At 41.0% G+C, this 25190-nt stretch carries 13 protein-coding genes; 11 read left to right on the top strand and 2 right to left on the bottom strand.

The window, feature by feature from the left end:
• Positions 1 to 257 precede the first annotated feature (257 nt).
• The 6 genes from OSCI_RS18070 to OSCI_RS18045 all read left to right on the top strand — a co-directional run bounded on the left by OSCI_RS18070 (position 258) and on the right by OSCI_RS18045 (position 10962).
• The gene (locus OSCI_RS18070; RefSeq protein ID WP_007356512.1) at positions 258 to 3953 is read left to right on the top strand and encodes a GAF domain-containing hybrid sensor histidine kinase/response regulator; all 3696 of its coding nucleotides are present in this window, start codon (positions 258 to 260) and stop codon (positions 3951 to 3953) included.
• A 42-nt stretch (positions 3954 to 3995) separates the two neighbouring features.
• Positions 3996 to 5831 carry a two-component system response regulator gene (locus OSCI_RS18065; protein ID WP_007356511.1) on the top strand — a complete coding sequence of 612 codons (1836 nt, stop codon included), beginning with the start codon at positions 3996 to 3998 and terminating at the stop codon, positions 5829 to 5831.
• A gap of 3 nt (positions 5832 to 5834) precedes the next feature.
• Entirely contained in the window at positions 5835 to 7118 is a 1284-nt protein-coding gene (locus OSCI_RS18060; RefSeq protein WP_007356510.1) for a hybrid sensor histidine kinase/response regulator, read from the top strand.
• 138 nt (positions 7119 to 7256) lie between these two features.
• A complete protein-coding gene (locus OSCI_RS18055; RefSeq protein WP_007356509.1) occupies positions 7257 to 7682 on the top strand; it encodes a DoxX family protein in 426 nt (141 codons plus the stop codon).
• A complete protein-coding gene (locus OSCI_RS18050) occupies positions 7679 to 8170 on the top strand; it encodes a DUF4385 domain-containing protein (RefSeq protein WP_007356508.1) in 492 nt (163 codons plus the stop codon). The genes OSCI_RS18055 and OSCI_RS18050 overlap by 4 nt, the downstream gene beginning before the upstream one ends.
• A 176-nt stretch (positions 8171 to 8346) precedes the next feature.
• Positions 8347 to 10962, top strand: coding sequence for an MBL fold metallo-hydrolase (locus OSCI_RS18045; protein ID WP_007356507.1), 2616 nt, complete (start codon positions 8347 to 8349; stop codon positions 10960 to 10962).
• A gap of 24 nt (positions 10963 to 10986) precedes the next feature.
• Here OSCI_RS18045 and OSCI_RS18040 read toward each other — a convergent pair whose 3' ends face one another.
• Positions 10987 to 14694 (bottom strand): AAA-like domain-containing protein, encoded by a 3708-nt coding sequence (locus OSCI_RS18040; RefSeq protein WP_007356506.1) that lies wholly within the window; start codon positions 14692 to 14694, stop codon positions 10987 to 10989.
• 64 nt (positions 14695 to 14758) lie between these two features.
• Here OSCI_RS18040 and OSCI_RS31580 point away from each other — a divergent pair, with 64 nt between their 5' ends.
• Together OSCI_RS31580 and OSCI_RS18035 are read left to right on the top strand one after the other, a co-directional pair.
• The gene (locus tag OSCI_RS31580; RefSeq protein WP_157135578.1) at positions 14759 to 14914 is read left to right on the top strand and encodes a hypothetical protein; all 156 of its coding nucleotides are present in this window, start codon (positions 14759 to 14761) and stop codon (positions 14912 to 14914) included.
• A gap of 301 nt (positions 14915 to 15215) precedes the next feature.
• Positions 15216 to 16385: a LeuA family protein gene (locus tag OSCI_RS18035; protein WP_007356505.1), complete on the top strand. Its 1170-nt coding sequence runs from the start codon at positions 15216 to 15218 to the stop codon at positions 16383 to 16385.
• A gap of 168 nt (positions 16386 to 16553) precedes the next feature.
• Here OSCI_RS18035 and OSCI_RS18030 read toward each other — a convergent pair whose 3' ends face one another.
• The gene (locus tag OSCI_RS18030) at positions 16554 to 17876 is read right to left on the bottom strand and encodes an AAA-like domain-containing protein (protein WP_007356504.1); all 1323 of its coding nucleotides are present in this window, start codon (positions 17874 to 17876) and stop codon (positions 16554 to 16556) included.
• A 685-nt stretch (positions 17877 to 18561) separates the two neighbouring features.
• On the opposite strand from OSCI_RS18030, the gene OSCI_RS18025 reads away from it, so the two are divergent.
• From OSCI_RS18025 to OSCI_RS18015, 3 genes are all read left to right on the top strand, one after another.
• Positions 18562 to 20115 carry a sensor histidine kinase gene (locus tag OSCI_RS18025; RefSeq protein WP_007356503.1) on the top strand — a complete coding sequence of 518 codons (1554 nt, stop codon included), beginning with the start codon at positions 18562 to 18564 and terminating at the stop codon, positions 20113 to 20115.
• Positions 20116 to 20216: 101 nt separating this feature from the next.
• Entirely contained in the window at positions 20217 to 23741 is a 3525-nt protein-coding gene (locus tag OSCI_RS18020) for a GAF domain-containing protein (protein ID WP_007356502.1), read from the top strand.
• Between the two features lie 35 nt (positions 23742 to 23776).
• Positions 23777 to 24913 (top strand): adenylate/guanylate cyclase domain-containing protein, encoded by a 1137-nt coding sequence (locus tag OSCI_RS18015; protein ID WP_007356501.1) that lies wholly within the window; start codon positions 23777 to 23779, stop codon positions 24911 to 24913.
• Positions 24914 to 25190 lie beyond the last annotated feature (277 nt).

The following is a 25190-nucleotide window of genomic DNA, read 5'->3' as shown; positions in this document are numbered from 1 at the left end:
TCTCAATCATATCAATAGAATTTTAATAAATTTCAAGCTGCTCTACTTTCTTAAAAACGATCGATATTTTAATTTTTCATCTCTAGGCGATCGTAGGAGAGCAGTTAATTGCGCTCAACCCAAAGCAATTGATAATCTCTCTCACCGTCAGAGACAGGAGACATTCTTTGTATATACAAGAGCTCCACTCCAGCCTCTTTAGCTATAATTGGCTATTATTATTGACCGACAGGTGGCATATTTAGAACAAAAAACCTATGTTGACAATCTTCGAGGAGTTCTTTTCATCAGGTCAGTTTATCCCTCACGGTAACAGTTACCTGTGGCAACCTCAACTGCTATGGCTTCACATTTTATCGAATTTGTCGATCGCGATCGCCTATTTCTCAATTCTGGCGATGTTAATCTATTTCGTATACAAGCGCAGGGATGTTCCGTTTCTACGGATATTTATTTTAGTTGGAGTATTTACCCTTCTCAGCGGTACAGGTCACTTGCTCGAAATTTTGACGCTATGGCATCCGCTTTACTGGTTGAGTGTGGTTGAGCAAGCGATGACCGGTTTGGTTTTCTGTTACACGGTAGCACAAATGGTAACGCTGCTACCTAAATTTTTTGCTCTGAGGAACTCAGAACAATTAGAAACTATTAACCAAGAATTAGAACACGAAATTGCTGAACGGCAAAAAGCAGAAGAAGCTCTCAAAAGTATTGTCGCTGCCACAGCTTCAGTAACGGGAGAGAAATTTTTCTCAGCTTTAACGCAATATCTAGCAAAAGCTCTGGACGTTCGCTATGCCTTTGTTGCCGAAATAGTGAGCAAGGAATCCCAGAAATTGAAAGCGCTGGCTTTCTGGAACGGTAACAATATTGAAGACAACTTTGAATATATATTATCCGATACTCCTTGCGAACTCGCGATCGAGCAAGCATCGCTGCAATATTTCCCAGAGCGAGTACAGGAACTTTTCCCAAAAGCTATAGATTTAAAGAAAATGGAAGCTATTTGCTATTTGGGTGTACCGCTACTTTCGGCGAAGGGAGAAGTAATTGGGATACTGTGTATCAACAGCGATCGGCCTTTGGTGAATGAGGAAAGCGCCAAGGCAATTATGAGAGTATTTGCTGGTAGAGCCACCGCTGAACTTCAGCGCCAGAGGGCAGAAAGTGCTAAGAACCGCGCCTATGAAGACTTAGAAAATCGGGTGCAAGAACGGACAGCAGAGCTAGTAGAAACAAATGCAATTTTAGAGACTGAAATTAGAGAAAAAGTTGTGGCAGAATCGGCTTTAAGAAAAAGCGATATCCGCCTACGCAAACAACAAGATGGGCTGCTAAAATTAGCAAAAAAACAAAGTATTTATGAGGGAAATATCCAGGGAGCTTTGAGGGAAATCACCGAAGTGGCAGCCCGGACTCTGAGCGTAGAAAGAGCTAGCGTGTGGTTTTATAGCGAGGGCAAATCAGAGATTTACTGTGCTGATTTGTACGAAGTTACTCCTAACAGGCACAGTCAAGGTACAAAACTTTCTGCTACTGACTATCCCAACTATTTTCAAGGTTTAGAAACAGACAGAGTGATTGTCGCCAACGACGCTCATACTCATCCGCGAACTCAAGAGTTTAGCGAATTATATTTAACTCCTCTATCAATTGCCTCTATGTTAGACACTCCGATTAATTTCAAGGGACAAAGTGTAGGAGTAATTTGTTTAGAACAGGTAGGAACGGCTAGAAATTGGGCAATTGAAGAGCAAAACTTTAGCAGTTATTTAGCTTATATGACTTCTCTAGCGATGGAGTCACGCGATCGCAAACGGGCAGAATTAGCTTTGCGGGAGACAGCAGAACGGGAAAAGGCAATTGCATTTATGATGCAGCGAATCCGCCAAACCTTAGAAATTGATAAGATTTTCAGCGCAGCAACCTCTGAACTGCGACAAGCGATCGACTGCGATCGCGTTGGAGTTTACCGTTTCAACCCTGACTGGAGTGGAAATTTCGTTGCTGAGTCAGTAGCATCAGGCTGGAAAGTCCTTTTAGATTCACCAATAAATCAGCCTCAGCGAACAGAAACAACTATAGAAAAAGAGAATTGTGCCACCAAAACATTAAGCATTACTGGGGAACCCATAGAAGATACTTACCTGCAAGCAAATCAAGGCGGTTTTTACCAACAAAAAACATATTATCGCTCCGTTCCCAATATTTACCAAGCCGGATTTGATACCTGTTACATCGACCTATTGGAGCAATTTCAGGCACGGGCTTACATCATCACTCCTATCTTTTGTAGCAGTAAACTTTGGGGCTTACTGGCAACTTATCAAAATTCCGATATTCGAGAGTGGCGGGAAGCAGAAATTAAAATGGTAGTTCAAATTGGCGCTCAATTAGGAGTTGCCATACAGCAAGCAGAATTGTTAGCTCAAACTCAAAAGCAAGCGGCAGAACTTAAAATAGCAAAGGAATCTGCTGATGCCGCTAACAGCGCCAAAAGCGAATTTCTTGCCAACATGAGCCACGAATTGAGAACTCCGCTCAACGCCATTCTTGGTTTTAGCCAACTGATGAACCGCGATCGATCGCTATCAACAGAGTACATACAATATCTAAATATTATCAACCGCAGCGGGGAGCATTTACTGGAATTAATTAACGATATTCTGGAAATGTCAAAAATCGAGGCGGGGCGCATGGTACTCTATGAAAATGAATTCGATCTCTACAACTTACTCGACAATCTTGAAGATATGCTCCAACTCAAAGCTCAATCTAAGGCTTTGAAACTGACTTTTCAGCGAGATAAAACAGTACCGAAATTTGTAAAAACAGACCAAAGCAAACTACGTCAGATCTTGATAAATTTGATAGGAAATGCACTAAAATTTACAGAAAAAGGTAACGTTATCCTGCGAGTAAAAGTTGCCGGCAGAGAAAGAAGTAATAACGAACAGAAAGAAAATACAAATATTCCTTCTTCCTTCTTCCTTCTTCCTTCTTCCTTCTTCCTTCAGTTTGAAGTTGAAGATACTGGCCCTGGTATTGCTCCAGAGGATTTCGACAAGTTATTTGAAGCCTTCGGACAAACCGCAACAGGTTTGAAATCAGGTCAAGGTACAGGCTTAGGCTTACCTATCAGTCAAAAGTTCGTACAATTGATGGGCGGAGAAATTACCGTTAGCAGCCAACTGGGTCAAGGTGCTAAATTTACCTTTGACATTCAGGCTAGTTCCGTTGATAGAATTGAGAGTGAGAAAGCTCAGGCTATCAATAAAAAAATCCTCGGTTTAGCGCCCAACCAACTGGCCCACCGAATTTTGATTGTCGAGGACAATCCTGCTAACCGCCTACTCCTAGTTCGGTTAGTCAGTTCACTAGGCTTTGAAGTGCGCGAAGCCGAAAATGGTCAACAAGGCATAGCCCTATGGGAAAGTTGGGAGCCGCACCTAATCTGGATGGACATGAGGATGCCCGTTATCGATGGATATGAAGCTACCAAAAAGATCAGAGCTCAGTCAAAGAGTCGCGAAACAGTAATTATTGCCTTAACTGCTAGCGTCTTTGAAGAAGAGCAACAACTGATTTTATCAGCAGGATGTGATGATATGGTGCGTAAACCTTTTAAAGAACAAGAGCTGCTAGCTAAAATGAGTCAATATTTAGGAGTGAATTACCTATACGAAAATGATGGGGAAGATCTAATCACAAATTCTGAAAGCGAAGTATGTGATTTTTCTAGAATCCTTCAGCCAGAAACCTTGCAATTAATGCCGAAGGAATGGATAAAACAGCTATATCTAGCTGCCTCTCAAGGCAGCGACTCTCTGATTTATCAGCTCCTTGAACAAATCCCCGCAGAAAATTCTGCTATTGCTAAAGCCATAGGTGACTTAGTTGAGAATTTCCGGTTTGATAAAATTCTAGAATTAGCTCAACTAACTATCAGTTAAAAAGTTAAAAATTCAAATCTAAGCAAGTAGGGAAAAGCTAAAATGGATGGGAATCAGGCTGGCATCGTCCAAGAAGATATCTTAATTGTTGACGACAACCCAGACAATTTGCGCCTTCTCTCTAAAATGCTGACTAAAAAGGGATATCACGTTCGCAAGGCATTAAACGGGCAAATGGCATTAACAGCCGCGCAAGCTGTTGTGCCGGATCTAGTTTTGCTCGATATTATGATGCCAGAAATGGATGGCTATGAAGTTTGTACGCATTTGAAAGCCGATCCGAAAACAGCGGAAATTCCTGTGATTTTTTTGAGTGCGCTGAGCGATGCTTTTGATAAAGTAAAAGCCTTTGCCGTAGGAGGTGCTGATTACGTTGCGAAGCCATTTCAACTTGCAGAAGTGTTAGCTCGCGTCCAAAATCAACTTGCACTTAGAGCCGCAGAACTAGAAAAAAAACAACTAAATTATCAATTGGAAGAGCGAGTAAAAGAGCGCACTCACCAACTAGAAGCAGCTAATTCTGAACTGAAGCGGGAGATAGGCGAACGGAAACTCTTAGAGGAGCAACTGCTAAAAATGGCGCTCCATGATGCCCTCACTGGTTTGCCCAACCGAGTGTTATTTATGGAACGTTTAGTACAAGCTCTTAATTGTTCAAAAGAAGTTAAAGGCTATCAGTTTGCAGTGCTATTTTTAGACTGCGATCGCTTTAAAGTTATTAATGATTCTCTTGGTCATCCCGTTGGCGACGAACTGCTAATTGCCCTCGCTCGCCGTTTAGAAAAATCTCTCCATCCCAAAAATACCCTAGCTCGATTGGGGGGCGATGAATTTGCAGTTTTGATCGTGGATATTGAAAATATTACTACTGCCACCCAGTCAGCAGAACGCATACTTCAGAGACTTGCTTTGCCGTTTCAACTTAAAAGGTATGAAGTTTTTATTAATGCCAGTATTGGGATTGCTGTAGGTAATTTTAATTACGAACAGCCAGAGCATTTATTGCGGGATGCGGATACCGCAATGTATCGAGCTAAGAATTTAGGCAAAGGTCAGTATCAAATTTTCGATCCAGCAATGCACGATGCTGCTCTTAAAGTTTTGCAGCTAGAAAATGACCTCCGTAGAGCTGTCAACCAACAGGAGTTTATTGTCTACTATCAGCCAATTGTTGCTCTAAATACCGGCAGAATTTTTGGATTTGAGGCGCTGGTGCGGTGGCAGCATCCTCAAAAAGGTCTAGTTTCTCCTGCCCTATTTATTCCCGCAGCAGAAGAAACTGGTTTGATTAATTCTATTGGCAAGTGGGTTTTGGGGGAAGCTTGTCGCCAGTTGCGTCTATGGGATCGGGAAAAAGTCGCTGACTATCCTTTAACGATGAGTGTTAATCTTTCAGTACGGCAATTTGCACAGCCAGATTTAATTGAGCAAATTGACCAAATTTTGACCCAAACACAACTTAATCCCAAGTTTCTCAAATTGGAGATTACAGAAAGTGCTATTATGGAAAATGCTAAATCTGCTGCGGTTATTCTCCAAAAACTCCGAGAACGGCACATTCAATTGAGTATCGATGACTTCGGCACGGGTTATTCTTCCCTGAGTTACCTACATTCTTTTCCTGTTGACAATTTAAAAATTGACCGCTCTTTTGTGCAACGTTTGGATGGAAAAGCGGAAAATATGGGGTTGATATCAGCAATTATGAGTATTAGTCAGGCTTTGGGAATGAATGCGATTGCAGAAGGAATTGAAACCCAAGAACAGTTAGCCCAACTTAGAAGTTTAAATTGCCCTTTTGGTCAGGGGTATCTATTTTCTAAACCTTTGGAAGCAACAGCAGCAACAAATTTAATTCTATCGGCTCCTCGGTGGTAAGATATGACTAAAACTGCTGACATTCTAATTGTTGATGATACGCCCGATAATATTCGGTTTTTATCTTCTCTGTTGGTAGAACAAGGATATAATGTTCGTAAAGCCCTCAATGGGAAAATGGCATTGACCGCAGTTAAAGCGGTTTTACCCGATTTAATATTGTTAGATATTAATATGCCCGGTATGAATGGTTATGAGGTGTGCGAACATCTCAAAAATGATGCTAAAACTTCTGCTGTCCCTGTGATTTTTTTAAGTGCTTTGGATGGTGTAGTAGATAAAGTTAAAGCTTTTCAGATAGGTGGTGTAGACTATATCACTAAGCCTTTTCAACTTGAAGAAATTTTAGCGAGAATTCAAAGCCAACTTAAGATTAAAACTCTTCAAACTAAACTGCAAGTGCAGAATGCACAGCTCGAATCAGCATTGGAAGAACTAAAACATACTCAATTACAACTGGTTCAGAAAGAAAAAATGATCGGTTTGGGTGTGTTAGCGGCAGGGATAGCTCACGAAATAAACAATCCAATTAACTTTATTTCTGGTAATATTAATCATGCTCGTCAATATATTATAAACTTATTAAAGTTGATTGCTCTTTATAAAGAAGCTTACCCCACTCCGACGACGAATATTCAGGAAGTTATTGATGAGATAGATTTAGACTTTCTGGTTCCTGACTTGGAACAACTCCTAGATTCGATGCAAAAGGGTACGGATCGCATCCGCACAACAATTCTTGCTTTACGGATTTTCTCTCGTTTGGACGAGTCAGATATTAAAGCTGTAGATATTCACCAAGGAATTGACAGCACTCTACTATTGTTAGAGCATCGCTTGAAGCCAGAGGGGAAATCATCGGCGATTCAAGTTATTAAAGAATATGGAAATTTACCATTAGTTACTTGTTATGCTAGTCAGCTCAATCAGGTATTTTTCAATTTATTAAGTAATGCTATTGATGCTTTAGAGTCAAAGGATGAGCAAGATAACTCTAAATCTTCAGTACCCACAATTTGGATTACCACAGAGTTAAGTAATGCAGTCACTATTACTATTAGAATTAAAGACAACGGCGTGGGGATTGCCGATGAGGTCAAATCTCAGTTATTCGATCCATTTTTTACCACTAAATCAGTAGGAAAAGGCAGCGGACTAGGGTTATTAACAAGTTATCAAATTATCGTGGAGAAGCACAAAGGGCAGATAACTTGTCACTCTTCCTTGGGAAGTGGTGCAGAGTTTAAAGTCGATATTCCAGTGAAGGTGTTAACAGTTAATGGTTAAGTGGTAATTAGTCTACGAATATGACTAATTCCAAGCGTGCGTACTACTTTGGCAATAGCTATTTTACGCCTTAAGGGTGGTTCAGTTTAGCCTAGCTCAATGTTAACATGAATTACGTAAAAATCTGTCTGAAATTCAATGAAAAACCAAAAAGAACTCTGGCGAGTCATTCTAGCAGTATCCTTGACTGTTGTAGGAGTGCTACACTTTGTATCATGGGATCAATTTGTCCGAATTGTACCGCCGCAACTTCCCTACCCCAAAGAATTAGTTTATATCAGTGGTTTCTTCGAGATTCTAGGAGGAATTGGGCTGTTAGTTCCGCCAGTGAGCCGTGCCGCAGCGTGGGGCTTAATTGCCCTCTTTATTGCCGTATTTCCCGCCAATATTAATATGGCAGTTAACAATATTCCCATAGATGGAATTCCCCAAAATCAACTATTGTACTGGCTAAGGCTGCCTTTCCAAGCTGTCTTTATTTACTGGGCGTGGCTATACACTCAACCTGATGAAGATCGGCCCCGTGCTTCAATTATTCCCTACGGCACTGAAGATGCAAAATGAAAAAGTTTGATTATTCTCTGGATTTCAAAACCCTCAATTTTCGAGAACATCCTGAGCTTTATCGCGTTGGTAAAGGGGAGCAGGGAGTGCTATTGGTGGAACCTTACAAAGGAGAAATTCTGCCTTATTGGAGATTTAAAACTCCTGAAATTGCGAGGGAATCTAGCAATAAAATCTACTCCATGTTTTTAGAGTATTTGGAACAGGAGGATTTTGTAGGAGCGGATATGGCTCGCAAGTTTTTGCAGATGGGCTATACCCGCTCCCGCCGCTATGCTAATCATAAAAGCGGGAAAAAATATAAGTCAAATCCTCAGAAGGAAAGCTCTGCTGAAGCGGAAATGTTAGCAAGAAAAGATATATTGCCTCTGGAAATAGATGTGGTAAAAGCGGAATCGGCGGTTATTTTTAAAGAGAAATGGATACTGGCAAAAACTAACGAAAAGTATCTTCAGCTTTTAGCAAAACATACAGTAGCTTTCAGTTAAAGTAGGTATATGGCTAATTAGTCGCTGAAATTATAATATAGTATTTAGGGAAGATTGCTGGTAACGCCGCTCTCTGGTCAATGAAGTGCAAGGATCGCAGTTTTATTAATGTTGGCAAATCTGATACTATTAAAGTACCGCATTGCCACAACTATCTTTCACTCTACCGCCTAAAAATGACTTCACAAATAGATACTCTCTCTACTTCCTCTACTTCCTCCAACTTTAAGTTCACTCTCGTTGGACATATCGAGTCGAGAGAAGGAACAAATTATCTAGTATGCCGACAGGATACTAAATTTCCTGTTAGTTCGCTGCCAGCATTATATTCCTCTGAAGTTATGTTGTGGGAAGCGATACCCAGTACCGATTCGACTGGTCAGATTTCCAATCTAACTTTGTTAAATTTCTCGAAAGTTAATCTCAAGGAAAATCAAGAAGATAAATGCTTGTTATCGGGGCGAATTGTACAGCTAGGTAAGAAATACAATTTTGTTCAGATTAAGGTAACTAGACCAGGGGAGAAAATATTAAAAGTTACCTTACTATCTCCAGATCGTCGCATGAAAGTGGGTCATTTATGGGAGATAATTGCTGTCCGTCAAGGAGCCTTCCTGCACGTTCAATCAGGTAGCCTGATTGAGGAAACGCATAATTCTTTAGATGAAGCTTTACCTATTTTAGCATCTCAAAATCAGCAATCTGGTAAGTCAGAGGGCGAGTTAGCGATCGCTAATCTTACAGAAGAAAATGGATTTCCTGCTATCTCTTTAGAGCCACAATCTACCGATTTACTAATTGTAACTCCTGGAGATAATCAGCCGCTAGTTTCTGCTAAAAATAATGTTTCTCCTCCCACTGAAGCCGCAATCTTGGCCTTAATTGCAGAAACTCAACTTGAAGATTGGAACCTAGACACGCCCAAGCTACGTTCAAATAAAACATGGGAATGGGAGGCTTTTCACCCCTTAACTCAACAGCGGGCAAGAGTCAAGATTGTTGGCAACAAAAAACCCCGCGTTTATCAGTACCCGCTGACTTCTAAAGAAGACTCAAATCTAGCTGAGAATACTCACTTAGTGGTTACGCCTCTCGGAGCAGCTAGAGGGATTGGGGCTTCATGTTTTCGCATAGAAATAGGGCCTTATGAGGTGGTTTTAGATTGCGGTTCGCGTCCGAAAGGTTACGATCCTTTACCTGCATTAGAGTATCTAAATAATCCCGATTTGTTAATAGTTTCTCACGCGCATTTAGACCATTTGGGTGCTGTGCCTGTATTCCATAACCGCTATCCCGGCGTGCGGATAATTTGCACTCAGGGGACTAGAGAAATTGCTCACATTATGTTGCGGGATTGTTTGAAGGTACAATCTCTGAATGAAGATTCTACGCCACTTTTTGACGATGTAGATTTGGAGCGTACTTTATTTAGATTAGAAACGCAACCTGTAGGGGTTGATTTTGAACCTTTGCCGGGATTAAAAGTAAGATTTATCAATGCAGGTCACATTTTAGGAGCTGCGTGTATTTATATGACTTGCGGAGAGCGATCGCTAATTTATACTGGTGATTATAATACCACTTCTAGCCGCACTACTACTGGATTGCGGTTAGCTGACTTGCCACAAGCAGATATTTTAATTACAGAATCTACTTACGGGGGGGATACTCACCCTGGTAGAAAAACTCAAGAAACAGCGTTAATTGATGCGATTGCAGAAGTAGTTAAATCAGGCGGAAACGTGCTAATTCCTGCCTTCGCCTTGGGGAGAGCACAAGAAATTTTATTAGCTATTCGCACTAGCACTACGTTCCATACTTTAAAGGTTCCCGTTTACGTTGATGGTTTAGTGCGAAGCGTCACTGAAACTTTTAGAGATAACCTAGACCTTTTGCCGGATTCAGTAAAGAACTTTGTGAAACAATGCAATCGAGAACCGTTTTTTGATTTGAATGGAATGCCACCAATTATTCCTATTGGCAATCCCAAAGAACGCCCCTTAGCAATGGCTAAACCCAGCGTTATTGTTGCCAGTTCCGGGATGTTGAGCGGCGGTGCATCGGTATATTATGCTAAAACTTTGTTAGAGAGAGAAAATGCAGCTATTTTCATATCAGGCTACACGGATGAAGAATCACCCGGCAGACTTTTGCAGAACTTAGCTGTTGGAGATGAAATTGAGTTAGATGGCAAGAAAATTACTGTCAAAGCGCAAATTAAAAGATTCAATTTGTCCGCTCATGCTGATAAAATAGGGTTGACGCAAGTCATTAATAAAGTGAACCCAAAACACCTGATTTTGATTCACGGTTGCGGTAATGCTTTGCACTCTCTGGCAGATTCGGGAGATTTAAAATCGAAGCATTATATTCATATTCCTAATGTCGGGGAGCGAGTAGAATATGGACAAGCACCAGAACATATTTCTAAATCGCAAATTGCCAAGATTGAACTACCTCAAGAGTTTGAGGTAAGTGTAGAAGCAGAAGTAGAAGGAGCTTGGTTACAAATTCCTTTGGAAGTAGTGGAAAACGATCCTCGGTGGCAATTGTTGGCAAGTAGTGGGATGCTGAAAGCTGCTTGGGAAGGCTATCATTTGAAATTGAGTCCAATTACACAGAGAAATTTATCAATTCAGAAGGTGATGGATGATGCTGTTAGTAAGGGAGAAAATTGTTGTGCAGTTTGTAAGTTTTATGAGAAAGGATACTGCAAAGGGGAAGAAAGTTCGCTGTTTGAATTTCAAGTAGATCCCTCTGGAATTTGTGGAGAATTTAGCAGTAATAGTTAAATATATCGAAGTTTTTATCTCTTCCTACTTGCGATCGCACAACAAGCGATCGCTCTTTTCCACCTCCACATTCGTCCGCAAATAGTCCCCCACGCGATCGCACCCATAACTCAATAAATCCAGACTCAGTATTTGCTGCACATTCCACAAAATCAGCGTATTATCCTCGCTGACGCTGGCGACAAACTTCCCATCCCCACTATAGGCCACTCCCCGAATCGCCGCACTGTGACCTCTGAGAGTCGTTAATTCCGTACCGTCAACCTTCCACAGCTTAAGTGTATTATCCACACTCCCAGAAGCGATCGTCTTACCATCAGGACTAAACGCTACCCCCCACACCGCAGCAGTATGACCTTCGAGAGTTCTCAATAACTGACCATCAACTGTCCAAAGCTTAACCGTATTGTCCCCACTACCAGAAGCCAGCATCTTACTATCAGGACTAAATGCTAATCTCCACACAGAGCTAGTGTGACCTTTGAGGGTTTTGTACAAGGTGCCATCAAGCCGCCATAGCTTAACTGTACCATCCCCACCTGCTGAAGCAATCAGCTTACCATCGGGGCTAAATACCACCTGCCAAATTGGAGCATGATGTTCCCTCAAAGTATGCAATAAAGTACCATCGCGCCGCCACAGCTTAAGCGTATTATCTTGACTTCCCGAAGCGATCGTTTGACCATCAGGACTAAAAGCAATACTAAAGACTGTCGCGCCATGACCTGCTAAAGTTGTCACCAAAGAGCCATTCCGATCCCAGATGTTCACAGTATTATCGTTTCTGGCAGAAGCAATTAACTGGCCATCTCTACTCAGTGCAACAGCATAAATCGCTGCGGTATCTCCCCTCAAAGTCCTGAGTAATTTACCTTCGCGACTCCAAAGCTTAGTAGTACCATCCTCGCTACCAGTAGCAATGATATTGTTATCAGCGCTAAGTGCGATCGCCCAAATCCCAGCTTTATGTGCAGTAATAGTCCTTTTTAATGGGTTTTGACTCTGCCACAGTCTGACAGCATTTTCTGCACCAGCCGAAGCAATAAACCTGCCATCGGGACTCCAAGCTATCCCCCAAATTCCGGCACTATGACCTCTAAATGTTGTCAATTCTGTGCCGTCAATATTCCAAAGTTTTACCGTTTTATCTCGACTTGCAGAAGCAATAATCTGACCATCTGGACTAAAAGCTATTGAGGATATTACAGCAGTATGACCTCGGAAAGTTTGTAATAAAGTACCATCAAGTTTCCATAACTTCACCGTTTGGTCTCCACTGCCCGAAGCTATAAGTTGACCATCTGGACTAAAAGCTACTGCGGATATTACAGTAGTATGACCTCGAAAAGTTCGTAGGGGCAGCGCCCCCGTGCCTGCCCCATCCCGCTTCCAAAGTTTCACCGTTTGGTCTCCACCTCCAGAAGCGATAAGTTGACCATCTGGACTAAACACTACTGAAGATACCCCACCAGTATGACCTTTAAGAGTTCGTAAGGGCAGTACCCCTGTGCCTGCCCCGTCGCGCTTCCAAAGCTTAACTGTATTATCCATACTGGCAGAGGCAACAGTTTGACCTTCAGGACTAAAAGCCACTCCCCACAACCCAGTATTATTAGTCTGGATGGTTTTAATCAAAGTACCATTTCGATGCCAAAGTTTAACAGTTCCATCGTCACTTGTAGAAGCAATAAACTTACCATCAGGGCTAAATTTAACCGCTCTAACAATTGCCTTATGGCCTTTGAGAGTAGCAATTTCTGTACCATCACTTCGCCAAATTTTGATTGTTTTATCGACACTTGAAGAGGCAATAAACTTACTGTCAGGACTGATATCTACTGCCATAGCAGCGGCTTTATGCCCCGATAAACGGTTATATTCATCATTCTCATAAACCGCTTGCCGTAATACATTAATAACTTGATGCTGAATATTGGTGTCTGCCTTACCTAGTTTTTGCAGTTTACGTTTAGCTTTAATCGCTTCTATCAGTGCATCCAATCGCCGATTCGAGGCAAACAATCCCTCAGAAGAAGATGCCAGCGCTTTAATTTCGCTAATTCTTGCTTCGCGTTCGCTAATAGCTGCTCGGTGATACTGAAAATAACTTGTTACTCCTAAACTGCTGGCAATTAGCAATGCAATACTAACTGCAAATAGCAATAATTTTTGCCGTTTAGCGGCTGTTTTTTCTTGAATTAATCGCTTATGTTCTTCTGCCAGTCGCGCTTCAACCTCCCTGGTACGTTCAGCCTCTAAAATCATTTGCACTTCTCGTCTGTCGAGTTCGGCACTAGCAGCTAAAAATTGATAGTCTAGATTGCTCAAGCTTTTTTCTTGCGCCCAGATTTGAGCATCTTTCAGAGCTTTTCCGCGCAATAATCGAGAATAATCTGTTTGTTGTGAAGCAATCCAAGCATCGAAGGTTTGGGAGTAGGGGCGGAGCTTTCCTAATTGTTTATCTACCCATTCCAGGTTAAAAACTTCTGCATAAATCCTGTTTCTTACCTGCAAATAACCATTATTTTTAACAACTAATCCCGATAATAATAGTTCGATTTGTTCGGGAGAGTCATCGGTTAATACCCCCCTCGATTCCTCGATCAAAGGTAAAGATATTTCATTCTCTTGTAGGGGCAATCCCCCTGTGGTTGCGCCTTTTGAGTTTGGGGCAGGCACGGGGGCACTGCCCCTACAATCCATTTGTTCAAAGTCCCAAAATGAAACAGATCCGTTGGGGGTTAAGGAGAGGTTGGATTGTAATATTTGTTGGTAGATTCCGAGTAATCTGCCTGCCCGTTGTTCGTTGCGAATAATCCGATCTTTTATGGTTTTCAAATGCTCCGGCTCATCCTGAGATTCCCACTTGTTAATGATATATTCTCGTACTAAACGATCTACCCAAAACTCCTCCGTTCCTACAGGAATTGTCACCAATTTTGTCGGCGTAGATTTAGTTGCTAGATATGCCAAATAACACAGTTTTTGCGTTAGAAATGGCTGACCAGCAGTCCAAGTCAATATCTCTTTAAGAATAGCTTGATAATTAGTGACTACACTTGCTAATCCTGCTGCTAATGGTTGGGCTTCCTGTAGTTCAAATCCTCGTAAATTTATGGCTCTACCAATATTAAACGGAGTCCGTTTTTTATCGGCAATTAAATCGCTGGGCGTGGCCACTCCAAAAATTGCAAACGTAATCCGATTATACTCTGGATTAATCGCTCGTTGATTATAGCAAAAGCGAATTAGGGCGAAGAAATCATCGACGGGGAAATCTAGACTGAGAATGCTGTCAATTTCATCAATAAATATAATGATTTGCTCTTGAGGAAATCTGACTAATAGAATATCTTCAATAAAATGACTCAATCTTTGCAGAAATGAGACATCTTCTTCAACTTGCCACCAGGTTTTTAAATTAACTTTTCCTAAGAGATTGAAGCCGCGCCATAGTTCCCCAATCGTGCCTTTATACCACTGTAAAGGAGTGATATTTTCGCTACCAATGCGGGTCATATCGATAGTGCTGCATTGGAAATTTTCGGCTTGCAGTCGGTGCAAAGTGCGGACTAAGAGGGAAGATTTGCCCATTTGCCGCGAGTTAAGCACGTAACAAAATTCGCCAGCTTTTAAAGCTTCATAGAGTTCTGAATCCGCTTGTCTGACTACGTAGGTAGGTGCATCGTTGGCGAGACTACCGCCGATTTGGTATTGATAATCTTGAATCATTTTGAGTTGATTTTTTTGATAATTTAGCGATCGCCTACTGCCTCCCTCAGAATGCCTGCCTTCTGTGCCTCGAAGAGTCAATCCGCGATCGCGCCACCACAAATTCTCCGCAAAGTACCGTTACACCTCCAAAATGTTACCGTTTTATCATCCTGCCTGTGGCGATCGTGTTACTGTCAGGGTTGAGATCGGCGATCGTGCGTTACCCTCACGGGACTGACTGCTAATCTATACACCCTTCTCTTATTCTGAGCAGTGGTTCTACTCAATAGCTCCATCAACTGCCTGCTCTACTAGGGTTTGCAGTCGATTTTCTAGTTTTGGGTTATTCCCACCTAGTTATTGCAGTTTGCGCTTAGCTTTGATGGTGACGATTATAGCCTCTAGTTTTCACTCTATGGTAAATAAGACTGCCAATCGAATTGCGAGCGCTACGGATAACTAGGAACTTGAGTTAATATATGCTTTAAACTCATCGAATAAATCTGTACGTTCATATCGCTCCCGGAGCTTAAATCAGTATGGTTCAAATCCTTGATTCCACATTGAGAGAAGGAGAACAAACTCCTGGAGTTTATTTTTCCCCTCGAACTAAGTTGTCCATCGCTCAACTTTTAGATAGAGTTGGTGTTGATATTATTGAAGCAGGCAATCCAGCAGTTAGCCCCGAAATTGCAACTTCTGTAAAGCGTATTGCCCATAGTGGATTGAATGCTAAAATCGGTGTCCATTCTCTTTGCCGTATCGATCATGTACAAAAAGCATTAGATTGTGAAATTGATTTTTTAGGCGTTTTTTTTAGCGTTTCACAGCAACGTTTAGAACGGGACTATCAAATTAGTTTACAAGCAGCGATCGATCGAATAGTCGAAGTCATCCTCTATGCCAGAGCGCAGAAACCAGACTTATTGATTCGCTATACGCCGGAAGACACTGTGCGCTCATCAATCGGAAATGTAATCGAGGCAGCAAGTGCAGCCGTCCAAGCCGGCTCTAATATTATTAGCATCGCTGATACAACGGGATATGCCACTCCCTTTCAAGCCGATCGCAGCTATTTCTACTATGTAAAAACTTTAAAGGAGGAGCTAGCTAAAAGACAAATGTATCCAAAAATTGAGGTTCATTGTCACAACGATCGAGGCTTAGCTTTGGCAAATGCCTTGGATGCCTATAGAGCCGGAGCAGATATCATTGATGTAACTGTTATGGGATTAGGAGAACGGACTGGGATTGTAGATTTGGCAGAATTATTTGTCAATTTGATGAATACAGATCGGACAGAATCCCGATGGAAACTCAATTATTTAAAGGACTTGTACGAGTTAGTCAGCGAACATTCTCATATCTCCATTTCGCCTCACTCGCCAGTTGTGGGTAAAAATGCCTTCGCTCATCATGCTGGAGTTCATGTAAAAGCGATTTCCCAAGATGAAGAGCTTTACCAAAGTCTGAACCCAGAGCTTTTTGGGTGCAAAAGTAATTTGGTTTTAGGGATGCAATCGGGACGTACTGCTGTTGAATTAGCCCTCAAACAAATTGGCAGACAAAACCTAGCGGCAAACTCTACTTTGATTGGTTATATCCTTAAGGAAATTAAAGAAGTTGCTAAACGAGGTACTCCAATTAATATCGAGAAAGAATTGCCAATAATTGTCAGCCAATGTATGGATTCACAGATGATAACTTAGATTGTTCGGCGATTGAAATCGCTACTACACAAACAAAGTCCGCCTACGCGGACTGAAGAATAAAGGGGTATTTAAGCTGGATTTGGTATTAGCTCAGATTCCCGACTAGCAAGCGGAAATCTAGCGATCTAAACCCTGGCACAAATCTCTATCTTCTTCCTTCACCTTCTAAATAAAGTTTTGGGAACTAAAATATTGGCGGTACAACTCGCAGCTCAAGGTACAGCGGTTATTTTCGATATGAATTAGCCCCATGCTATCTAACTTAGAAGCAACTATCGGATCTAATTCAACACCGCGATCGGACTTCACCACTTGTTTTAGTGCGATTGCTAGTTCTGGATATTCTTGCAATGTCACCCAAAGATTCCGCAAATAATCTTTATAAATTCCCGCCATTGTGGGAGCTTTTTCGAGTAGATACTCTAGCGTTAAAGTGTTTTGACAGAGATGGTAAAGAGCGAGCCGCACTAGATAAGGATGTCCCCCCACTATTGCCATCAGCCACTTGGCATCTGGGCTATCTGTCCAATCCAGTTCATGACGCTTTGCCAAAGCAAGTATCTGCTCTTCTGTAAAATAGGGTAATTGCAGCGGTAAACCAACATTAAAAGGCGATTCTGTGAGCTTTAAAGAAATATAGATTTCTGTGGAATGAAGGACGATTAACCGCAGTTTTTGCAGGCTTTCAACCCGTCTTGCTTCTTCGTGCCAGCTTCGCAGTAGTGGCAAAAATTCTCTGGCAATTTTCGGATACTCGAAAATGCGATTGACTTCATTTAATGCTAAGACAAGGGGGCTACCTATTTCTGCTAATATATATTGTTGTAAATAGATCGTACAACTTACTTTACTCCCCATATCTTCATCCCAATAATCATCTAACAGAGGTGGTAATTCTAGGTGACGACTGATGTTGGCACAAAACCACCGCAAAAATTTATCGAGGTTGTCTAAAACACTTTCCTCGGCTTGTTGAATATCTAAACTTACTGTTCGGTAGCCAAGAGAGGTAGCACGGTCTAAAATCCTTAATAGTAGAGAACTTTTACCCATCTTCCGGGGAGCTTTAATTCGGAGGACACTTCCAGGTTTAGCAATCTCTTTATACGCAAGTTCTTCAATTAGTGGATGATGAATATAAAATGGGGAACCGAGCGGTACTGGAGATCCGGGAAATTCTAAAGGCGTTACTCGGCATTTCCTACGGGTAAATTCCTGAATTAACTCTTCTTCCTCAGTCGTCAGAGAACGGGATTCTAGGGAGGAGCGAAAGTTTGATTTGCTAATTGGAATATCGGAAATTTCGGAGAGGGATTGCCACAAAGAGGAGGCAATATTTCTCAGATAATGCTCTCCATAATGAGAGACAGATGCTATACTTGCATAAGTTTTTCCTTCCCAAACTTGGCGGAGAATAATTTCTTGTACGGGATGTAAATCTTTTTGCAATCTGGCGCGAGTTAGCTGTAGCACATCATCTATGGTCATAACCTGCAATTAGCTCGTAAATATACTGTCTCCAGTTATTAGCTTAAATGGGAATGTAGAATTACTGAGAAGTCGGTTGGATTAACCACAGCCTTACCTAATAATCTGAGGCTAATAAGTTAATTTTTATTTCTCAACTTAGCTTATAACTAATTAGCTTGAGAAATAGTTACTGTGCGAGCAAGGTAATCGCTTCCAGTCTATCCCAGCCGCGAAAATCAGAACTTTGCACTCAAAGTTAAACATTTAAAAATAGTAACATTGTTTGAGAAAAGGATTTCGTCACAGTTGATTGAGTCCGAAGTTGAGAGCGATCGCAAGCCACACTAACTGCCTTATACATATTTTTTTTGTTTTGTCAATGTCTAAATTGCTAATCTTTTTTGAGAAAGGCTAGCACTTATCTGAAAGAAAGCTGCACTCAATTATGCTTGCTTAAACTTCAAAATGTCATATCGGTGTCACATCTGACTGTGAAGGCAAAACTCAAGAGGTGACAATTAAGAGCGTTAAACCTGAGTAAATTTAAGTTAATATAACTTTAATATTCTAACATTCCTGCATCTTACCGATCGCAAGTGTTAACTACAAAAACCAAACTCATTCATTTTTTAGTTCCATCAGGGTTGCGATCCTCAAGAAAAGCCCCTCTAAAAAATATTAGCAAATAACAGGCTTGAATTCAATGCAAATGGTTCATGGAATGTTTTCAAATTATTTCATTCCTCACGGTCATTGCTACCTCTGGAAACCAGGATTAGTAAGTCTTCACGTCCTGTCTGATGCTCTGATTGCCGCAGCTTATTTTTTGATTCCCCTCACGCTAATTTATATTGTAAAAAAGCGGAAAGACGTGCCTTTTGACTGGGTTTTCATGTTATTTGGCTCTTTTATTATCTGCTGCGGCATTACCCATATTATGGAAATATGGACGCTGTGGCATCCTAATTATTGGTTCTCTGGTTTTCTCAAAGCAATTACGGCGCTGATCTCGCTATGTACAGCAGCAGTCATCATAGAACTAATTCCCAAAATTTTGGCAATTCCAAGTCCCGCTCAATTGGCAGCGGCAAATCTGTCTTTACAAAATGAAATTGGAGAACGCAAACAAGCTCAGGAAGCACTTTCGCAATTGACCCTAGAATTGGAAAAACGGGTACAGGAAAGGACGATGGCTTTAGAACTTGCCAATCAACTTTTGCAGCGCGAAAATCTCGATCGATCCTTAGCTGAAGATTCATTGCGTTACTCTCAATCTAAACTTCTAGAAAAAACTGATCAGCTAGAAAACACTTTGCAACAACTCAAATCCACTCAAACTCAACTGGTGCAAACTGAAAAAATGTCTTCTTTGGGGCAAATGGTAGCTGGCATTGCTCATGAAATTAATAACCCTGTTAACTTTATTTATGGTAATCTCAATCCAGCTCAGGAATACATCCAAGAGATGTTGGGATTGATTGAGGTTTATCAAGCCTGTTATCCTCATCCGGCCCCAGAAATTCAAGATAAGATTAACGCAATTGAACTTAATTTTATCGTAGAAGACTTACAAAAAATATTTGCTTCTATCAAAATTGGAGCCGAGCGCATCAAGGAAATTGTTAAATCTTTACGCACATTTTCCCGGTTAGACGAAGCCGACATGAAAGAAGTAAATATCCATGAAGGTATCGACAGCACTTTAATGATTTTACAGCACCGCTTGAAAGAACAGCGAAATCGTCCTTCTATTCAAATCATTAAAGAATATGGAGATTTACCTCTAGTAGAATGTTACGCTGGACAACTAAACCAAGTATTTATGAACATTATTTCTAATGCTATTGATGCCTTGGAACAGCTAGCTCAGCACCAGCAGGAGTTATCATTCAAAGACCATTGCCAACAAAATTCCCCTGAAAACTTATCAGCACTTATTTGTTCAAGACTCACAATTCACATTCGCACGCTTTTAGTTAATAACAAGTGGGTGGAAATTCACATTACTGATAATGGTGTTGGCATAGCTTCTGACGCAATGTCTAAACTCTACGATCCATTTTATACCAGTAAGCCTATAGGTTATGGTACAGGTTTGGGATTAGCAATTTCTTATCAAATTATAAAAACGCATGAAGGCGAGCTACGCTGTATTTCAGAAGTGGGAAAAGGTACGGAGTTTATCATTAAAATTCCCTTAAAGTCACAAATCTACGAACAAGCAAACTGTTCAGAAAAAGTCTTGGTAAAGCAGTAATATTTGGAAGTTTTTGGGCTATTTAGGGTGGTGCATACTAATTAATACGGTTGTATAATGTAGTTATTGTCCGACTTGATATTATCTTTCAGGAAATATTTATGTGGCAAGTAGTCAAAAACATCTTCGATCCAACTCAGTATATACCGCACGGTCACTGCTATCTGTGGCAAACGCCTCTGGTTTGGCTGCACATAACTGGCGACTTTTTAATTGCGTTCGCCTACTTCTCAATTCCGGCGATGCTAATTTACTTTGTTTACAAGCGGCGCGACGTTCCTTTTTTAGCAATATTTGCTTTATTTGGTGCATTTATTATTCTCTGCGGCACGGGTCACTTATTAGAAATTTGGACATTGTGGCATTCTGCTTATTGGCTCTCCGGGATCGAGAAAGCAATTACTGCTCTAGTTTCCTGCTTTACTGCTGGACAGATGGTAACGCTTCTACCGCAGTTTTTATCTTTAAAAACTCCTCAAGAATTAGAAGCAATTAATATCAAATTACAGCGGGAAATTGTTGTGCGTGAAGATGCAGAATTAGCTTTGCGCTATGCTTACGAAAACTTAGAAAACAAAGTGCAAGAACGCACGGCAGAATTAAAAAGAACTAATGATTACTTAGAAGCAGAAATTAGAGAAAGAATTAATGCTGAATCTGCCTTAAGAGAAAGAGAGATCCGTTTAACAGAACAACAAATTGGCTTACTAGAACTAGCAAAAAGTGACCGCCTTTACGAAGGAAATATCGGCGATGCTTTCAAAGAAATTACTCAAATAGCAACTCGCACCTTGAATGTCGCTCGTGGTAGCGTTTGGCTTTACAAAGAAGATAAATCAGCGATGTGCTGTGCCGATCTTTACGAATTGACAGCTAACCAACATACCCAGAGTGGAGAACTAAGAGTTGTTGATTATCCTAACTATTTTCAAGCTGTAAATGCAGAGCAGTCGATCGTAACAGTTGATGCTAAAACCGATCCTCGTACTCAAGAGTTTACCGAATCTTATTTAATTCCATTGGGAATCTGCTCCATGTTAGATGTTTCTATTACCCATCAAGGACAAGTTGTAGGCGTAATTTGTTTAGAACATCAGGGGACACCAAGAAATTGGAAGATCGATGAACAAAACTTCGCTAGTTATTTGGCACAAATGGCAGCTTTAGCAATGGAATCTCGCGAGCGTAAGGAAGCTGAGAAAGAATTGCGATCTGTTACTGAGCGATTGCAACATTTATTAGCTGCGACTCCGGCAGTTATTTTTAGCTGTAAATTAGACGGAAATTATGACGTAACATTTGTCAGCGAAAACGTTGTTTCGTTAATTGGCTATGAAGCGCGAGAACTTGTTGATGGTTCCCTTGATTGGCATAGCCTCGTTCACCCAGAAGATCGAGAAATGGTCGCTACTGCCTACGAACAGCTATTAGAAAAAGAGTCGATCTCTTATGAATACCGGGAACAGCACAAAGATGGTAAATATCGGTGGATTTACGATGAGGTTAAGTTGGTCAAAGATGCTGCTGGCGTACCTGTGGAATGTGTTGGTTATGGGGTAGATATTACAGATCGCAAACACGCCGAAGCAGCTTTACAACAGCAACTAAAAAGGGAACGGCTTGTTAATTCCATTCAAGAGCGAATTCGCTCCTCTCTCAACTTAGAAGAAGTGATGACAATGGCTGTTGAAGAAGTGCGTAAGTTTCTGTCAACAGATCGCACAGTTATTTACCGCTTTAATCAAGATTGGAGCGGATTTATAGCCGTTGAGTCAGTAGCAACAGGTGTGATGCAGATTTTGGGAATTGATATTAACGATCCTTGCTTTCGGGAACGCTATATTTCTGTTTACCAACAAGGGCGTGTTCGAGCTATAGACAATATTTATACGGCTGATATTTCCGAATGCCACATTAATTTACTCAACCAGTTTGAAATTAAAGCCAACCTAGTTGTTCCAATTTTACAAGCGGAAAATTTATGGGGCTTACTCATTGCTCATCACTGTTCCAGCCAAAGACAATGGCACTCTTCTGAGATAGAATCTCTTAGACAAATTGCTGTACAGCTAGCAATAGCTATTCAGCAATGCACGCTATTTGAACAAGCCAAAACTGAAATTGCCGAGCGTAAATTGGCAGAGCAAGCCTTACGAAAAGCTGTCATAGCTGCTGATGCAGCCAACCTTGCTAAAAGTGAATTCCTCTCTTCTATGAGCCATGAATTGCGTACTCCCCTGAATGCAATTCTGGGATTTAGCCAAGTGATGGTGCGCGATTCATCTCTAAAAAATGAACATCAGCAACACCTACAAATTATCAATCGTGCGGGCGAACATTTACTTTCGCTAATTAATGATATTTTGGAAATGTCCAAAATTGAAGCCGGCAAAAGTCAGCTTAATGAAGCCAGTTTTAATTTAATCCGCCTACTAGGAACTTTAGAAGAGATATTCCGATTGAAAGCTGAATCTAAAAAATTGCAGCTAATTTTTGATCTGAGTAAAGAAGTACCGCAATTTGTTAAGGGAGATGAGGGAAAATTGCGCCAAGTTTTGATTAATCTTGTAGGAAATGCGATCAAATTCACAGAGACTGGTAGCGTTACCTTGCGAGTGAAACTGAAGTCTGAAAATGAGATATCCTCCCTTGCTCTTCCTCTGCAATTTGAAATAGAAGATACAGGGCCAGGCATTGCAGCAGAAGAAATGAATAAGCTATTTGCACCCTTTGAGCAAACAAAAACTGGTCAGAAATCTCAACAGGGAACGGGGTTAGGTTTACCAATTAGTCGCAAATTTGTACAAATGATGGGAGGCGATATTAGCGTTACCAGTACGGTTGGGTTGGGTAGTAAATTTGCTTTTGATATTCAACTGGATCTGGCAGATCCGATCGGTGTTCAACTGCTTAAACCACAACGCAAAGTAATTGGTTTAGAACCTAATCAACCAGAATACCGCATCTTGGTGGTGGACGATCGCGCAGATAACTGTTTAGTCATAGATAGATTATTGTCACCACTAGGTCTACTCGTGCGCGAAGCTAGAAATGGTGAAGAAGCTATTGCTATATGGGCGGATTGGCAACCGCACTTAATCTGGATGGATATGCAGATGCCGGTGATGAATGGCTATGAAACTACAAAAAAAATTAAAGCTCATCCTCTCGGAAAACAAACCATCATTGTCGCTCTGACTGCCAGCGCTTTTGAAGAGGAAAGAAAAACCATTTTAGCCGCTGGGTGTGATGATTTTATGCGTAAGCCATTCCAGGTAGATATATTATTTAGTAAAATGGAAGAACTTTTAGGAGTGCGCTACATTTACGAAGAACCTATTCCTGTAAAACTCAACACGGAAACGGAGAGTGAAATAATTTCCAACAATCAATCTGTAGAATTGCAACTATCCCAAATGCCTCCAGAGTGGGTGGAAAAAATTTATGATGCAGCTAATGAATGTTGTGACGACAAAATTCTCCAGTTAAGTGAGGAAATACCTGTAGAATTTTCCTCGGCAGCACAATCTATAACTGCTTTAGCCAAGGATTTCCTATTTGATGAAATTATTGAGTTAGCGAAATTGGCACTCAGCATACAGACGGAATCAGACCCCGTGAGTTAATATCTTTTCATCAACAAATTTATCTAACTAATGGCATGGACAGCAATCAAGCTTCTACAATTCAAGCCAGTATTCTCGTAGTTGACGATACGCCTGATAATGTGAGGCTTTTATCTACAATCCTGACTGAGGAAGGGTATCAAGTTCGCAAAGCACTAAACGGACAAAGGGCCTTGACAACAATACAGGAGTTTCCGCCCGCTTTGATTTTGCTGGACGTAATGATGCCAGATATGAATGGCTATGAGGTGTGTAAAAAATTAAAAGATTCACCACAAACCTCATCGATTCCAGTGATTTTCTTAAGCGCGTTGGATCATGTCTTAGATAAGGTAAAAGCTTTTGAAGTGGGAGGTGTTGATTATATTACAAAACCTTTTCAAGAGCGGGAAGTGTTGGTGCGAGTTGCCAATCAATTAATGATTCAAAATCAGCAACGGTTACTCCAAGAGCAAACTAAACAACTACAAGAGTGTGTTGGGCGATTGCAAAGCGAAATTCAAGAACGACAAAGGGCAGAACTAGCCTTACGCATTGCTAAAAAAAAGTCCGATCATTTATTGCTAAATATTTTACCAGCCGCGATAGTTGAAAACTTGAAAAAAGGCGCAGGTTCTGCTGCCGAGAGATTTGATTCAGCCACAGTTCTTTTTGCTGATATTGTCGATTTTACCTCTATGGCTGCTAGGACTTCACCTCTAGAATTAGTAAGTTTATTGAACCAGATTTTTTCAAGATTTGACCAGCTAACTGAAAAACACGGTTTGGAGAAAATTAAAACAATTGGAGATGCTTATATGGTCGCAGGGGGGTTGCCTATACCCAGATTAGATCATCTAGAAGCGATCGCTAACATGGCTTTGGATATGCAGTCAGCGATCGGCGATTTTAAAACCGATCTCGATCGACCTTTTCAAATTCGGATTGGCATTCATACAGGGCCAGTGGTTGCTGGCGTGATTGGTACAAAAAAATTTACTTACGATTTGTGGGGGGATACCGTTAATGTTGCTTTTCGGATGGAATCTCAAGGATTACCAGGATACATTCAAGTTACTGCTGCTATTTACGATCGCTTAAAAGATGAGTATGTATTTGAGGAACGGGGTACGATTACCGTTAAAGGTAAAGGAGAGATGATTACCTATTGGCTAAAAGCTAAAAAAAGTTAGTTTGTATCGTTGCCGCTGCCACCGATGAGAAATCGCACCCAGCAACCCAGCTCATCTATTGTCTTGCCCGTCAGCTACCAAATTCCCACTCAAAACTTAAAATTCCCCTTGCTGTTGTAAAGATTTCCCCTTATAATTATGAGCAGCGGTAAAGAAACGTAAAGTATATTCACAATCCACTCATTTTTTGCTAACGCAGAGCTATGAGGTGGGAAGCTGTGATTAGAAAAACGTCCGTTGTAATCATACCCATTTGGAGAGTCTGACAATGACAATC

The organism is Kamptonema sp. PCC 6506 (genome assembly GCF_000180455.1).
Lineage (GTDB): Bacteria > Cyanobacteriota > Cyanobacteriia > Cyanobacteriales > Microcoleaceae > Kamptonema > Kamptonema formosum.
The sequence above is the reverse complement of the archived record's forward strand: the minus strand, read 5'-3'. Positions and strand labels throughout refer to the sequence as shown.